This window comes from Bifidobacterium catenulatum subsp. kashiwanohense JCM 15439 = DSM 21854, from assembly GCF_001042615.1.
In the GTDB taxonomy this organism is placed as follows: Bacteria; Actinomycetota; Actinomycetes; order Actinomycetales; family Bifidobacteriaceae; genus Bifidobacterium; species Bifidobacterium catenulatum.
This window is the reverse complement of the sequence record NZ_AP012327.1, coordinates 2,322,800-2,337,234: the sequence shown is the minus strand read 5'-3', so window position 1 is coordinate 2,337,234 and position 14,435 is coordinate 2,322,800. Positions and strand designations below refer to the sequence as shown.

The 14,435-nt window shown below is 52.2% G+C and carries 14 protein-coding genes; 9 read left to right on the top strand and 5 right to left on the bottom strand.

What is annotated here, in order from left to right; all coding sequences use genetic code 11:
• The first annotated feature begins 317 nt into the window (after positions 1 to 317).
• The 8 genes from rpmH to BBKW_RS09790 all read left to right on the top strand — a co-directional run bounded on the left by rpmH (position 318) and on the right by BBKW_RS09790 (position 6,406).
• Positions 318 to 452, top strand: a complete 135-nt coding sequence (gene rpmH / locus BBKW_RS09820) for a 50S ribosomal protein L34 (RefSeq protein ID WP_003807168.1) — start codon at positions 318 to 320, stop codon at positions 450 to 452.
• A gap of 17 nt (positions 453 to 469) precedes the next feature.
• A complete protein-coding gene (gene rnpA / locus BBKW_RS09815) occupies positions 470 to 832 on the top strand; it encodes a ribonuclease P protein component (RefSeq protein ID WP_033501586.1) in 363 nt (120 codons plus the stop codon).
• Positions 833 to 858: 26 nt separating this feature from the next.
• Positions 859 to 1,164, top strand: coding sequence for a membrane protein insertion efficiency factor YidD (gene yidD, locus BBKW_RS10380; protein ID WP_004222749.1), 306 nt, complete (start codon positions 859 to 861; stop codon positions 1,162 to 1,164).
• The gene (yidC, locus tag BBKW_RS09810; RefSeq protein WP_033501587.1) at positions 1,164 to 2,198 is read left to right on the top strand and encodes a membrane protein insertase YidC; all 1,035 of its coding nucleotides are present in this window, start codon (positions 1,164 to 1,166) and stop codon (positions 2,196 to 2,198) included. The genes yidD and yidC overlap by 1 nt, the downstream gene beginning before the upstream one ends.
• 142 nt (positions 2,199 to 2,340) lie before the next feature.
• Entirely contained in the window at positions 2,341 to 2,868 is a 528-nt protein-coding gene (locus tag BBKW_RS09805) for a Jag family protein (RefSeq protein ID WP_033501588.1), read from the top strand.
• Between the two features lie 155 nt (positions 2,869 to 3,023).
• The gene (locus tag BBKW_RS09800) at positions 3,024 to 3,827 is read left to right on the top strand and encodes a 16S rRNA (guanine(527)-N(7))-methyltransferase RsmG (RefSeq protein ID WP_081962286.1); all 804 of its coding nucleotides are present in this window, start codon (positions 3,024 to 3,026) and stop codon (positions 3,825 to 3,827) included.
• A 276-nt stretch (positions 3,828 to 4,103) separates the two neighbouring features.
• Complete coding sequence (locus BBKW_RS09795; RefSeq protein ID WP_033501608.1) at positions 4,104 to 5,048, top strand: ParA family protein; 945 nt, start codon at positions 4,104 to 4,106, stop codon at positions 5,046 to 5,048.
• A 2-nt stretch (positions 5,049 to 5,050) separates the two neighbouring features.
• Entirely contained in the window at positions 5,051 to 6,406 is a 1,356-nt protein-coding gene (locus BBKW_RS09790; protein WP_033501589.1) for a ParB/RepB/Spo0J family partition protein, read from the top strand.
• A gap of 190 nt (positions 6,407 to 6,596) precedes the next feature.
• Here the strand turns inward: BBKW_RS09790 and BBKW_RS09785 are convergent, their stop codons facing one another.
• The 3 genes from BBKW_RS09785 to BBKW_RS11185 all read right to left on the bottom strand — a co-directional run bounded on the left by BBKW_RS09785 (position 6,597) and on the right by BBKW_RS11185 (position 9,592).
• Positions 6,597 to 8,141: an ATP-binding protein gene (locus BBKW_RS09785; protein ID WP_051920332.1), complete on the bottom strand. Its 1,545-nt coding sequence runs from the start codon at positions 8,139 to 8,141 to the stop codon at positions 6,597 to 6,599.
• Between the two features lie 100 nt (positions 8,142 to 8,241).
• A complete protein-coding gene (trxB, locus tag BBKW_RS09780) occupies positions 8,242 to 9,177 on the bottom strand; it encodes a thioredoxin-disulfide reductase (protein WP_033501610.1) in 936 nt (311 codons plus the stop codon).
• A gap of 292 nt (positions 9,178 to 9,469) precedes the next feature.
• The gene (locus BBKW_RS11185) at positions 9,470 to 9,592 is read right to left on the bottom strand and encodes a hypothetical protein (protein WP_269446985.1); all 123 of its coding nucleotides are present in this window, start codon (positions 9,590 to 9,592) and stop codon (positions 9,470 to 9,472) included.
• Positions 9,593 to 10,087: 495 nt separating this feature from the next.
• Between BBKW_RS11185 and BBKW_RS09775 the strand changes: the two genes are divergently transcribed.
• Positions 10,088 to 10,723, top strand: a complete 636-nt coding sequence (locus BBKW_RS09775) for a 5' nucleotidase, NT5C type (protein WP_033501590.1) — start codon at positions 10,088 to 10,090, stop codon at positions 10,721 to 10,723.
• Positions 10,724 to 10,921: 198 nt separating this feature from the next.
• On the opposite strand, the gene BBKW_RS09770 is transcribed toward BBKW_RS09775, so the two are convergent.
• Together BBKW_RS09770 and BBKW_RS09765 are read right to left on the bottom strand one after the other, a co-directional pair.
• Positions 10,922 to 12,088: an ATP-binding protein gene (locus BBKW_RS09770; protein WP_033501591.1), complete on the bottom strand. Its 1,167-nt coding sequence runs from the start codon at positions 12,086 to 12,088 to the stop codon at positions 10,922 to 10,924.
• 292 nt (positions 12,089 to 12,380) lie between these two features.
• Complete coding sequence (locus tag BBKW_RS09765; RefSeq protein WP_033501592.1) at positions 12,381 to 14,405, bottom strand: protein kinase family protein; 2,025 nt, start codon at positions 14,403 to 14,405, stop codon at positions 12,381 to 12,383.
• Positions 14,406 to 14,435 lie beyond the last annotated feature (30 nt).

The window sequence follows — 14,435 nt, the reverse complement described above, 5'->3', positions numbered from 1 at the left end:
GGATTCCCCTTTCTCGACAGACTTCTACCAGTAGTGCAACTGTTTATTTGTACTCTCTTTTCCCCGAGTTATCCACCGGTAAGCGTGTTGAAATGCTTGAATTGTGAATAACAGTTATGTAGTTTGTGGATAACTTTTGTGGGGAGTTTGGCGACATAGCAACGTTTTTTGTGGATTGTTTTGTGGGGAGAGTCCCCACAAAATGTGAAGGAATTAGTGGAGGTAATTACTCTGTTCAGGGGTCAGAGTAACTTGGTAGAGCTTGACTCATGAGGAGCCGTGCCTTGGCATGGCTAAAAACACCGGGAGCATTAATTATGAAGAGGACATTCCAGCCGAACAACCGCCGTCGCCACATGAAGCACGGTTTCCGTCAGCGCATGCGCACTCGCGCAGGCCGCGCTCTGATCAACCGTCGCCGCGCCAAGGGCCGCAAGTCCCTCGCTGCCTGATTTAACGGCATAGAGCGGTGGAACGGCTGAAAAGCCATCGCGATTTTGTCGCGGTGCTCAAACGCCGTCGTAGGGTATCGCGAGAAGACATCGTCGTGCATTATTTAGTGCACGACGATGCCGTTATTGATGATTCCACGGCGAAGCGGGGCCGACGTGTCGGTTTGGCCGTTTCCAAGGCTGTCGGCAACGCAGTAACGCGTAATGCCGTCAAACGTCGTTTCCGCGTGCTTGCACGAAAGTACGAATCTTCCTTACCTGAATCCTGCGATATCGTGTTGCGTGCCAAGCCAAGTGCCGCACATGCTGATTTTCTATCGTTGGAACAGCAGATCGTAGCATGTTTTGAAGCGGTGAATCGTAAGGCCGTGCGTCAGTAATGAACGCCGGTCATAACGGAAATTGGATGATTCGCGCCATTCGCTGGTACCAACGTCATATTTCCGCAAATACCGCACCCTGCTGCAGATATTATCCAAGTTGTTCCAATTATGCGATTCAGGCGATTGAACGATTTGGCCGCCTTAAAGGTGGCCTTCTTGCGTTGTTGCGTCTTCTTCGCTGCAATCAGTGGAACCGTGGGGGAATTGACGACGTTCCGCAGCTTTATTCCTTGTTTTACAGATGTTCGTGGTCGAAGGCACACGAGGAACCTCGGCTCACGCCTCTGAACGTAGAAAAACCTATAGGCGATAAGGAGACTGGCCTGTAATGAATCAAAATCAATTCCTCCTCGACAGCGGTTTCTGGGGCTGGCTGTATAAGCTCCTGTATCCCGTCGAGTGGCTCATGACGCAGATCATGGCCGTATTCCATAAGTTCCTGGTGATGCTGGGCATGAACGAGATCGGTTTCTCGTGGGTCATGTCCATCGTATTTCTAGTACTTGTGGTCCAAGCATGCGTTTTTCCGCTGTTCTACAAGTCCATGAAGGGTATGCGCAAGATGCAGGCCCAGATGGCCGTCCTGCAGCCAAAGATGCAGCGTATCCAGAACAAATACAAGGGCAAGAACGATCCCGCCAGCAAGGAAGCCATGCAGCGCGAGATGATGAAGCTCTACCAGGACAATGATGCGAACCCGATGGGTGGTTGCACTTCCATGCTCCCTATGTTTGTGCAGGGTCCCGTGTTCATGTGCATGTTCTATACACTGTCAGCCATTCCGTACATCGCGCGCGGCAAATTCAGGGACGGACAGGGTCTTGGCGCTTTCGACATCGCCACAGCCAAGCAGTTCACGTCCACCACAGTGTTCGGTGTGAACGTGGCTGATAACTTCACGACCGCTGCCGTGCATGGCAAAGTAGTTATCGCCATCTTCGTTGCATTGATGTGCTTCTGCCTGTGGTTCATGCAGTACAACAGCATGAAGCGTAACATGGCTCAGTCTGCGGCAAACAAGCAGACCGAAATGATGCAGAAGATGATGTTGTGGATGTTCCCGATCATGTACATTTTCTCCGGTATTGCCATGCCATTCGCTGTGCTGGTGTACTGGCTCACCAACAACATCTGCAATCTGTTGCGTTCCATCTGGCAGATCCACGTCTTCCCGACTCCGGGATCTCCGGCCGCCGAAGCGAAGGAAAAGCGTGATCATGTTCATGAGAACGCCCGCCGAGCCAAGGCCGGTCTGCCATCCCTCGAGGAAGAGGCGCTGCAGAAGGCTAAGGAAGCCGCCGAAGTGAAGGAAAAGCACGGCTACCAGCGTCAGCAGCCGAGCCGTAAAAAGAAAAAGAAGTGAGTAAGAGTGTGTCCCGTGTTTCACGTGAAACACGGGACACACCACTTTTATCAGCGTTTATTGTCGACGTGGTAAACAGTAATTAGACTTTACCTGATAAGACTTTAGTAATAGAAACCCCGCTCAAAGGAGTACAACCACCATGGCGCAAGATGAGGAAAAGACCATCGATCAGCTCAACGAGGAAGCTGATATCGCTGCCGATTATCTTGAAGGACTGCTCGATATCGTCGATTACGAGGGTGATATTGAAATGGGCGTGCGCAACAATCGTCCTACCGTGCAAATCGTCGCCGATGATGATACGGATATCAAGCATCTCATCGGACGCAACGGCGAGGTCGTCGACGCATTGCAGCAGCTGACGCGACTTGCCGTACAGCAGAAGACCGGCGAACGTTCCCATCTCATTGTGGACGTCGACGGCTATCTCAAGCGCAAGCGTCAGCGTCTGCACGACATCGCGCTGGATGTCATCGACGAGGTACGTGAGACCGGAGAGCCGGTCGATCTGAAGCCGATGAATTCCTTCGAGCGTAAGATCGTGCATGACGTGGTGCGTGAGGAAGGCATGAAGTCTCGTTCCCACGGCGAGGAGCCACGTCGTTACGTTACGGTGTATTTCAAGGCTTCCGCCGCCGAGGAAACCGAAGACGAGGATGAGGCCTGAGTTCGGCTCGTTTCACGTGAAACATGGCGTCACCATCATGGTGGCGCTTTTTTATTGCGATTAGTGAATGACTACACGCAGGCCGTGCGATATTGCCGGCATTGGTCGGGGAGTAATGGCTGGAATACCGGCAATAAGGAAGAGCAGGATATAGGATGGTGCCCATGAGTGATGTGACAGACGAACTTGATGATTCGCCGATTCTTGAGGAAGTGCTGGGGGATGCGTTGGGTAAGCTGCGTGTTTTTCATGCGAAACTTGCCGAAGAAGGCGAACCTCGTGGCTTGATCGGACCACGAGACGTTGGGATTATTTGGGAACGCCATATTCTGAACTCGGCTGCCATTGTACCTTTCGTAAGGGAATCCACGGCCAAGAAGCAGTTCAAAACGGTTGCCGATATTGGCAGTGGCGGCGGTTTTCCCGGTATCGTTGCGGCCGCATGCCTGCCGGATCATCATTTCACGCTCGTGGAGCCTATGGAGCGGCGTATCGAATGGCTGAACGAGTGCGTGGCGGACATGGAGCTGGAGAACGTTACGGTGGTGCGTGCCAGGGCCAATGAGATGATCGAGGCCATTGCGGGTATGTCTGGCGCTCAGGGCGGCAACCGTGGCAATGGCAACGCCAGAAACGGCAAAGGCGGCAGGAACGGCAGGGGAGCAGTTGCCCGCGGTCCTGTGCTGGATTTGGATGGCAAGCCCATTCAGGCAAGGCACCCGTTCGCCGTGGTGACCTGTCGTGCCGTTGCACCGATGACCAAGCTATCCGGGTGGACATTGCCGTTGCTTGAACGCGGTGGGCGTCTGGTCGCATTGAAGGGAAGGTCCGCTCAGGAGGAGATCGAAAAAGCCTCCAAGGAGATCGCTAGGTGCGGCGGCGTTCGTCCGCGAGTGGTGGATGCCGAGGTCGGGCCGGGGCTTGAATCGACCCATGTGCTCATGGTGGATAAAAAGTAAGTTATCCACCATTTTGGCAAGTTGTCCACATTATCCACAACTGGAGACTCGTTGCAATAAAGCGCAAAAAAATGTTGGAATAGCAACAAGATGTCTGTGGATAACTTTTTGCGAGCAATGCAAGTTATCCACCGACTATCCACAGTTATCCACATTTGCGCACAATGGGTGGACGGGTCGGTTCTGTCCACCCAAATGATGAAACTTGAGTGTTAAGCATATCGTAAGGAAGGCTGACGTATGACTGGACCTGAAGGACCAGATAACCTGACATCGATGGAATCGGCGACGGAAACCATCAAACGAATTTTCGGAGGGTCGAATTCTCCTCTTGGTTCGCAGATCGCCGACGAATCGTCTCGCTATCGCGCCTTGCAGAAGGCCGTTTGCCCAAAGCCGGAGCAGACGCGCATGATTGCGGTCGCCAATCAGAAGGGTGGCGTTGGCAAAACCACGTCTGCGGTGAATCTTTCCGCCGCGTTGGCCCAGTTCGGTTCCAAGGTGCTGCTGATCGATATGGATCCGCAGGGCAATGCGTCGACCGCGTTGGGTGCTCCGCATGCGTCGGGAGAGCCGTCGGTATACGACGTGATCGAAGGCAGAAAAACCATTGCCGAAGTCAAGCGCACCTGCCCTGACTTCGATCTGCTTGACGTGGTGCCAGCCTCCATCGATCTGAGCGGTGCCGAGCTGGAAGTCGCCGACATGGAAAATCGCAATGTTCTACTGAAAACCGCGGTTGACGAGTTTCTTGAGAACAGCGAGGAACACTACGATTACGTGATTATCGATTGCCCTCCGAGCCTTGGTCTGCTGGTAATTAATGCCATGTGTGCGGTGCATGAGATGCTGATTCCGATCCAAGCTGAATATTATGCGTTGGAGGGTCTTGGTCAGCTTATCAATACCATCGGGCTGGTGCAGGAACATTTCAATCCGTCACTGCTTGTTTCTACCATGCTGATCACCATGTTCGATAAGCGAACCCTGCTCAGCCGTGAAGTGCATGACGAGGTCAAAAGCCACTATCCGACCATCGTGTTGGACACCACGATTCCACGAACGGTGAAAATCTCGGAAGCGCCGAGCTTTAATCAAAGCGTTATCGCCTATGATCCCAAGGGCATGGGTGCAATCTCCTACTGTGAGGCCGCGTTGGAACTCGCACGTCGCTCGCAGACGGTGTTGCAGGCTATTGATGCAAGAAGGAATGAGAACTGATCATGGCTACGAAATCACGTTTGGGCATGGGTCTCGGCGCGCTGTTTCCGTCTCTTCCAGGAGAGTCGGCAAAGTCGGAAGCTGCCGCTGAGCTGGCTGCGACTGCTGTAGGGGTGAAGGCCGATAACAAGCCGTCCGCGAAAACTTCCGGAAGCATGGCTGGCAGTGCTGCCGTGCCGTCTGTGGGAAAGAACACAGGCGCTAAAAGCTCCATGGCGACAGCTCAGGCTTCCGTTGATGCCGTCCACGACATGAAGAAGAACGTTTCACACGAAACCAAGAAAGGAAGCGTTCATCGTGCCAGCATGCCTTCCATTACGCTGAACGAAGCGGCTCATCCAGCCGACATGTTCTTCGGCGCCACCAGTCCTGTCGATCTTCCTGCCGACGCGAAGCAGGGGAGTGTTTCACGTGAAACTGCTGCGGTAAAAAAGAACGAAGATGCAAAGAACGACGAACCGGAACTATTGCCGGTGCAGGGTGGTTACTTGGTTGAATTGCGTCTGAGTGATGTCGGACCCAACCTGCATCAGCCACGCACTATTTTCGACGAGGATGATCTTCGTGAACTTGCCGATTCCATCAAGGAAGTCGGCGTGCTGCAGCCCATCGTGGTACGGAAACGCCCACTTGCGCAGATCGAGGCCGCGCGCAAGGAGAGCGCCGCCAGCAATGACGAGTCGCATAATATGTTCGACGGTCGCATGGATAGCATGTATGAGCTCATCATGGGTGAGCGTCGCTGGCGTGCTTCACAGATCGCAGGTCTGAAAACGATTCCTGCGATCGTCAAAACCACGGCCGACGACGACATGTTGCGTGACGCTCTGCTGGAGAATCTGCATCGCGTTGCGTTAAATCCGCTGGAAGAAGCGGCCGCCTATCAGCAGATGATCGACGATTTCGGTCTGACGCAGGCGCAATTGTCGAAATCCGTATCGAAATCACGCCCGCAGATCGCAAATACCTTGCGATTGCTGAATCTGCCTGCAACCGTGCAAAAGAAGGTCGCTTCTGGACTTTTATCGGCCGGTCACGCGCGTGCGCTGCTGGGATTGCCGACTGAAGCTGATATGGAACAGCTTGCGACGCGCATTATCTCTGAAGGGCTGTCTGTTCGCAGCACTGAGGAAATCGTGTCGATGAAGGCCGCCGAATCGGATCAGCCGAAGAAAGCGAAGACCAACAAGCTGAATCCGTGGGCTGGAACGCCAATGCAGCTCGGACTTGAAAAGAAGTTCGGCACGAAGGTTTCCATCAAAGGATCCAAGGAACATGGCCGCATCGAAATCGTCTTCAAATCCGAAGACGACATGAAGCGCATTGTCGACATGCTCATTCCTTCTGCTGAAGAATAGTATTTTCTCGAGTTTCTCTGTCTGACCAGTGTGATGTTCGCAGAAGGGCGGCATATTCTATTCACGACACACTCAAGGCCGCGTTTGGCCAAGCTTACAGTCGTGAACAGAATATGCCGCCCTTCCGCTTATTTTTAGCGTTTTTGTGATTCCTTGTTTGGTGGTATTTGACGGCATCTTTCTGTGGGAATTAGTTGATTCGTCGGTACATACGATTTCTGCTTTTCGTTTTACCGATGGCTTCAACTTTATTTTCTTGTATTAACTTTCTTAGATTACGGCGAATTGTTTCAACTGATTTTCCAGTAATATCAGCAAGCTCCCTTGCGGTAATATCTTTATTCTTTGGAATAAAAGTGAGAATATCAACCTTATTTTTCATAGTATTCGACAACATGTTTTTTGTATCGTTTTTATGAGTTGGTTCAGTATTTTTAATTTCAGAGATAATCTCATCAGCTTTGTTGGACAGATTGACGCTGGAACGCCACAACACCACAGTGAAGGAGTCCTGAGTCGCGCGGAATTCCGGTGCGCGCAGATCGCGGTTCTGCATTTCGTTCATCATGAGGATGATTCCTCCGCCCTGACCTTCGGCGGTGATAAGATTGCTTCCGATCACAGGGGTGGTTTGTACGAGCTGCATGAGGGCGCTATTGCGGCATCGAGATTGTCTATCTGCGAGATTATCAATGGTTTTGCCTCCCCATAGGCCACCTGGATTCGATATTTCGATCCTGTCTGCGTAAACGTCGACGGTGACCGGCTGGCCTTGAAAATACGGATGATATTCCCTATGCACTACTGCGTTGGCGATGGCTTCACGCAGAACTTCGGAAGGAATTTCCAATTCATCTTTTCTTCCGATGCCTTCGATGAACGAATAAGATCGTAAATTTCGAGATGTAGCATTTACCGCATCGTTGATCATTTCTGATGCAGATCCCTCGCATTCTACGCGGTCGAGGAACCTTAGTGCACCTGGCTGCGATTTTTCAATGCCTGGATGTACAGCAACGTCGATAAAGAGACGTGGGAAGAATTGTTGAGGATAGTTACCAGCTGCAATTAATCCCGCCATCCGTATGCGACCTTGTCGATCCGCAATGTTTAATCGCGCTAGTTTTTCTTCTTTTGTTTCTGATCCACACAAGGCTTTAGTGCCTTGTTTTCTTACAAAAATAGTATCGACAACAGAAGAGTTAAGGTCTTCAATAGAGGCATTAGGAATAATTTCAAGATCAGAACTACTTGGATGTAGTATATTTTGAATTTCATATAATTCTGCTGATGATAGGAGAACATCTTTATCATCAATTCGTTTGAAACTACCGCTTTTAATTCCTTTGGCGGTAATATAGCATGGCTTGAAATCTATATCGTTTTCATATATACGAATCACGAGAATCTGACCGCCGTCAACGGTTTCACGTGAAACATCATATTTTGGAGGATTTGAGAGTCTGATTCCATCCCTACCGCCATCTCCCATACCTTCGATAAGTTGGTCCTGCACTCTGTCGAGGTGAAAATCCTGAACGCAAGTGAATCCATTGTGTTCATCCAAACCAAGGAGCAGAGTGCCACCATGTGTATTTGCGAAGGCGCTGATGCTTTCCCACACGTCTTTGCTGAGGGATCGCTGACAGCTTTTTGCTTCGTAATCGCCGTCGTCATTATGCTGTTTGCGCAATCGCGCTATCGCGTTTTGGATTGGTTCTTGGAGAATGGACAATAGCTTCCTCCATATCACAGCCATTCACACGGTCATGACTGTGATGTGACTGTGTGAATGGCTGTGTGAATGGCTGTGTGAATGACCGTGATGGGGAGTGTTACTGCTGGAGGTAGGCTTGGGCGTCAAGGGCGGCCCGGCAGCCCATGCCGGCGGCGCTGATCGCCTGACGGTAAACACTGTCAACACAGTCGCCTGCTGCAAAAATGCCGGCAGTGCTGGTGCGTGTGCTGGCGCCGTCCACCTGAATATATCCAGCCGCATCTCGCTGCACAATGCCGTCAATAAAAGCTGTGGCGGGGGAGTGTCCAATCGCTACGAAAATACCGTTTGCAGCAATCGTGCTCATCTCTCCGGTGATGACGTTGCGAACGTTCACGGATTGGGCTTCGTTGACATCACCTAAGATTTCCTCCACCACGGAATCCGTGACGATGGTGATTTTCGGATTCTGTTGAGCACGTTCCACGAGAATCTGCGATGCGCGGAATTCGGAACGACGATGAATCAACGTCACCGACGATCCAAATCGGGAAAGAAAATCAGCTTCAGTGAATGCGCTATCGCCGCCGCCGACCACAATAATCGGCTTATCGCGGAAGAAGAAGCCGTCGCAAGTCGCGCAATATGACACTCCCTTGCCGGAATATTCCACCTCTCCAGGGATGCCGAGCTTGCGGTATTCCGATCCGGTTGCGATGATCAAAGCACGGGTTTCAAAAACGTCCCCCTGATCGACACGCACGGTTTTCACGCCGGTGGCGTCATCGTTGCTCACGGAAACAACATCATCCCAAATGATTTCTGCGCCGAACTTCTCTGCCTGGCGTTGCATATTATCCATGAGTTCCGGTCCCATAATGCCGTCAGGGAAGCCTGGAAAATTCTCCACTTCGGTGGTGTTGACGAGCTGCCCGCCTGGGGCCAGCGCACCCGCTATGACCAGTGGTTTGAATCCAGCTCGGCCCAAATATATGGCCGCAGTATATCCGGCAGGGCCGGATCCGACAATAATCACATCTCGCAAATCACTCATATTCCCACTGTAGCGAACCGCTGAAGCGAACAGCCGCGCATCGCACGATTTCACGTATTCTTTTTTCCTATGGCGTATTATCAAATGCTTTCCGAGCTGGATCATCTACAAAGTTTCACGTGAAACATGAGCTGTTGTGTGTGATTGCGTGTGGGGCTGTGTGTGCAGTTGCTGGTGGTGGCTGGATTCTTGGCGGCGCTTGAGTGGAACATGAGAAAAAGGGCCTGCGCTCCATGTGGAACGCAGGCCCTTGAGTTGTGTAAACGTGACGCCTGCCTGGGCAGGCCTTGGATCACTTATTGATGATCTTCTTGAACAGATCGGCGCTGGCCTTGGCGAGTGCGAACTGACCGAAGCCTGAATCGATGGAAGCGAGGTTGGCGTTGACGATCTGGTTGAAAGTGTTGTTCTTCATGATGTTTCCTTCCGTTTGGCTTGGCGGCGTTCTTGTTTTCTGTTCTTTCCTCTGGCCGCTGCCGTAAGTCTTGTTTGTTGTTCTGTTATTTCAGCGCGGGTGGCGTTGCCGTTTCCCCGCGTGTGGGGTGCGGCTCCGGTTTTCTCTCCGGTTCCTGCCGCATCATGTCTCTTTGTTCTGTTGTGCCTTCATTATAGACAGGCGCAATCGTCGATGTCATGCAACGATCGTCGATTCTTTTGTATTTTCATCGGCTAATCTTGAAATAAACGTAATGATGCTGTGATGAAAAGATGATCGTCGATTGCAGGGTGGTGTCGCCGTCGCAAAAAGAAGCGGCGCGATCTTCAGATTTCTATCTTTTCCATCTTCCTTACTTGCGGGAGTATTTGCGCTTGTTGCCGGCGAATGTCAGGTTACATTGATTGATAGCGGGCTGATTAGTGTGGCTGTTCGACGGGCTGATCGGCGTCGGGCGTAAGAAAGGAACGTGATATGGCAACTATTCCTGAACAATACGAGAGCCAGCGCGTGGGCGTGCAGGGATATCGTGTGCTCAATCTCGATTTGGACGGTGTCTGCGCGGATTACAAGGGTGCGATTCGCGATTACCTGCAGCGGCAGGGCGTTGACGTGCCGGAACGTGCGTTGCAGACCGCGCATTACAATCTCATGCGCGAAGATGGATGGCCGTTCGACACGCTCGACGATTACATCGAAACGCATAAAGCCGCAGAACGTGAGCATCTGTATGCAACGATGAAGCCGCTTCCGGGAGTCGCGCAGGCGTTGCAGCGATTGGCGGGCGAGCACGTGTACATTCGCATCGTCACGCATAGGCTGTTCGTGTCCGGCCAGCATCAGATGGTTGTTTCCGACACCGCGCAATGGTTGGACAGCAACCATATTCCGTACATGAGCCTGTGCTTTACCGGGCTGAAAGATAGTATGCAGGCCACGATTCATATTGACGATTCGCCGGCGAACATCGAAACCCTGCGCGAGGCGGGGCAGCATGTGGTCGTGTTTGATCAGCCGTACAACAGCGCGTACGATGGCCCTCGAATCGACAGCTGGAGCGACGCCAACGTCGAAAAGCTCCTCACCCTCTTCGAGCACTGGCCTGAGTAAGTGGTCTGCGCGGCGGATTGCCTGTACAACTTGCGTTCTGTGTTTGTATAACCCCGGTTTTATGTCTGCACAAGTCGGATTTGATCACCAATTGGGAGTTGTATAGACAGGAAATGCGACTTGTGCAGAAGGATCATGCGATTGGCTGCGTAGCTTCATCTTGCTGATCGTACGATTTGCTGGGTGACCGCACGATTTTCAGCGCGCCAACCAGTCTGCGGCGGAGCATACTTGCGCGTCTTTGGCTTGAAAACTTGATTCCACGCGGGCTACCACAAATCGATGATCAACCGCAATGCCAAGATCCTCGCCGATCGAATTCAAATGCCGTGCGAATGCATCGCGATATGTTTGACCGGACTTGATCTCAACTATTTCAGGATGGGTGGAATCAGTATAATCCAACAAATCAACCTCGACTTTGCGATCATCTCGGTAGAAGAATAATTGCGGTTCTTCACCTCGGTTACAATGTCGTTTCAATGTTTCCGAAATGATGAGATTCTCAAAAATCGCACCTAAATGCGGGCTTAATAGCAGTTGTTCTTTGCTGGTGATACCCAGTAAATAGCACAGCAATCCAGTATCGTAAAAGAAAATCTTCGGTGTTTTGATCATGCGCTTGCCCTCGTTCGCATAGTAAGGCATCAATTCGAACGTAACGTAGCTGGATTCCAGAATGGAAAGCCATGATTTTGCGGTTCTCGCACTGATGTCCGTATCGTTGGCAAGCTTTGCGTAATTCATAAGATTACCGGCATTAAGAGCGCAAAGACGCAGGAATTTATGAAAAGTTGTTACGTTGCGCACGTCGAGATAACCAGCCACGTCATGTTCGACATACGTGCTGAGATACGACGAGAAGAAGAGTTCAAGCGGCATTCCTGAACTGTAGAGACGGGGGTATCCGCCGCGCAGCATGAAATCATCCGCGGGATTCGGCGATCCCAGAAGAGCCGCGCTGCTCACCTCCTTGAACGATAGTGGCAGCAGACGCACCAAGCCGACCCTGCCCGCCAATGATTGGGAGATATTCTTGAGCAGCAGAAAATTCTGCGAACCTGACAACACATATTGCCCGCGCGTGCTGCGCTCGTCGGAAACGACCTGGATCATGGAAAACAAATCCGAAGCATACTGCGCCTCGTCCACGATGAGATGTTCCGGACGATTGCGTATGAAACCTACGGGATCATCATTGGCAGCCTTGCGCAACTGCGGATCCTCCAGATTCACGTATGCGTATTCCGGAAAAGCATGCTTGACAATGGTAGACTTGCCGCTTTGCCTCGGACCGGTGACCGAAACCACCGGAAACCAGGAAGCAAGCCGTTGAACATGGCTGGTAAGATCTCGTGGAATCATGCTGTTCCCCAATCTGACATTAAGATTCTCCACAATCATACATTAGAAATCTCCCCAATCTGACATTAGAAAGTTCTGTAATCATGCAGTAGCAAGCTCCTGAATCTGATATTAGCGTGATGAACATGGCGAACAGTTGGTTGTCGATCCTTGAGTCAAGTGTCATCGCTTTGCGACTACGACCATATTTCAAAAAATACGCAAAGAGCCTGCCATGCGTCACCTCACGTATGGCAGGCTCTTTGCGTATCGCAATCTTCAGAAGTAATCGGATATTGCGATACGCTGACGATCAGAACACTTGAATGCTTTCGATATACAGCTGGTTGCCCGGCAGACTATTCAGCGGCACCCACAGCATGATGTCCTGCGTTTCCACGGACTCGTCGAACTTCACTTCGGTAGTGCCGGAATCGTCGAATTCGAACTGCGCCACCTGCTTGCCCTGGGATGGGCTGTTCGTCGCGTTCACGCGAATGTATCCCTGGCCGCCCGAAGAACGAATCTTGATGACCATGCGATACGCCTTCTGCGGCTGGCTCAGGTGCACGTAATATCCGTAGCCCTGCTGTCCGTCAGGATTCGACAGGAACTTACGATTGTCGATTTCGTATGCGGTCGTGTTTTCCGGCTGCTTCGGATCCGGCACCTTTTTCGACTGCTTGTCGGCGGTCACGACCTTGTCTTCGGTTTTCTTGAGTTTCTTGGATGCCGTCGAATCGCCGGATGCCGGCGCATTGGCGGAAGTATCGGAAGAATCCTTGGAATTGGACGAGTCGGTATTGCCGGACGTATCGGAATTGGAGGAATCCGCGGAATTCGCATCCGATTGATCTCCCTCTCCGAACGGCACTTCGTCAAGATTTATTTCCGGCCATGGTCCTTTTGAATCAGTCGTAACCGAATCTGAAGGCTGCATCAAACCATGAACTGCAAAACCAAGCGCAACCGCAACCACGATGACCGCAACGATAATCGCAACGACCTTCGTTTTCAGCTTGCCAAACAGTTTCGCGTCGGCAACGTCAGTATTCGCCGAAGCGGGAGAAGGATTCTTCGGCGTGAAGCTCGGCGGAACCGCGGCTCGACCGGCTGCATACGCGGCGTCGATCGCCTCCTGCTCTGCCCTCAACGCGCGAGCGGACTCCTCGCCGGGCTGAATGACCTGACCGTCCGCGCCGATCACTGGAATGCGGCCGGTTTTTTCCAACTGGGAATCGTCGGATGACATGCCATCGGCTGGTACGGAAACCCTGATGGGGAAAGAGAAAGGGGAATCGCTGGTGTCGGTCACGCCATCGATGTCTTCTTCGCTCAGCAGCTCACGGCCACTGCTCCACAACGATTTCACCGCTCCACTGGTGGCCGCGACGCTTTTCGCCAAAGCCTCCTTGCCATCGGAAAAATCGTTATGCGGTTCGGGAGCTGTGAACGTCATTTCCGGAATGCTTCCAGCCGCCGCCAGCGTATCCGGCAGCGGGAGCGCATCCTTCTCAAGAATCTGCAGCAACGGAACACTGGCGATCGAGCATTCCGAATCCATGGAAGGCAACGTGACATCCATACCCCCCAACGATGACAGCGGCTGGTACTCGCCAAGCAGCGCCTCCAATTCCGCAATGGTCGCCATCGGAACGGTGGGGAAGCCGTCATTCTCCTCAAGTTCGAGACCGCGCTTGCAGATCACACGGAATTCCATCGGCGTGGTCGGCGCGAGCGTTTCCAGACGGAAATCAGTCGACAATGTGGACGGGCGTCGGGTCAACATCGCATACAGCAATGCCGCAATCTGCCGAATCGCAAGCTGTTCCCAATTTTCCAGAGCCTGAGCGCAGGAAGTGTCGGCAAGCATGATGCTCACCGGAGCGTCTGCGACCTGAATGCCGGAACGGGTCAGTCGCACCGTATCGGTGCTGATGGAGAAATGCGTGAGATTGTCTTTTTGCAGCGCATGCAACGCTTCGATGACTTCGCCAATGATGGAACGCATGGCTGTATAGCTCAACGGCTGGTTGGCGTTCAGCGCAAGATATTCGCTGAGGGTCATGCCTTCGTCAAGCTGCGTCACCACCAGCGCGACCTGGCCGACATGCTGGAGCTGCAGCACTTTCGTGAAGTGAGAATCATGTGAAATTGCCAGCATGGAAGCGGTTGCGTTGACTTCCTGCAATGCCTTGCTGTTGCTGACAATAAACAGCTGGCAATCCCGTGCGAGCACATGGTCGCTGGCCTTCCAGACCTGCAGTCCGGTTTCTTCGCGCAATGGCGAAACGAGCACGTAGCGATTGCTGATGGTATCTCCCAGCTGAGGTTTCATGGGTTCCTTCAACTTTTTGTAAACGTTTGT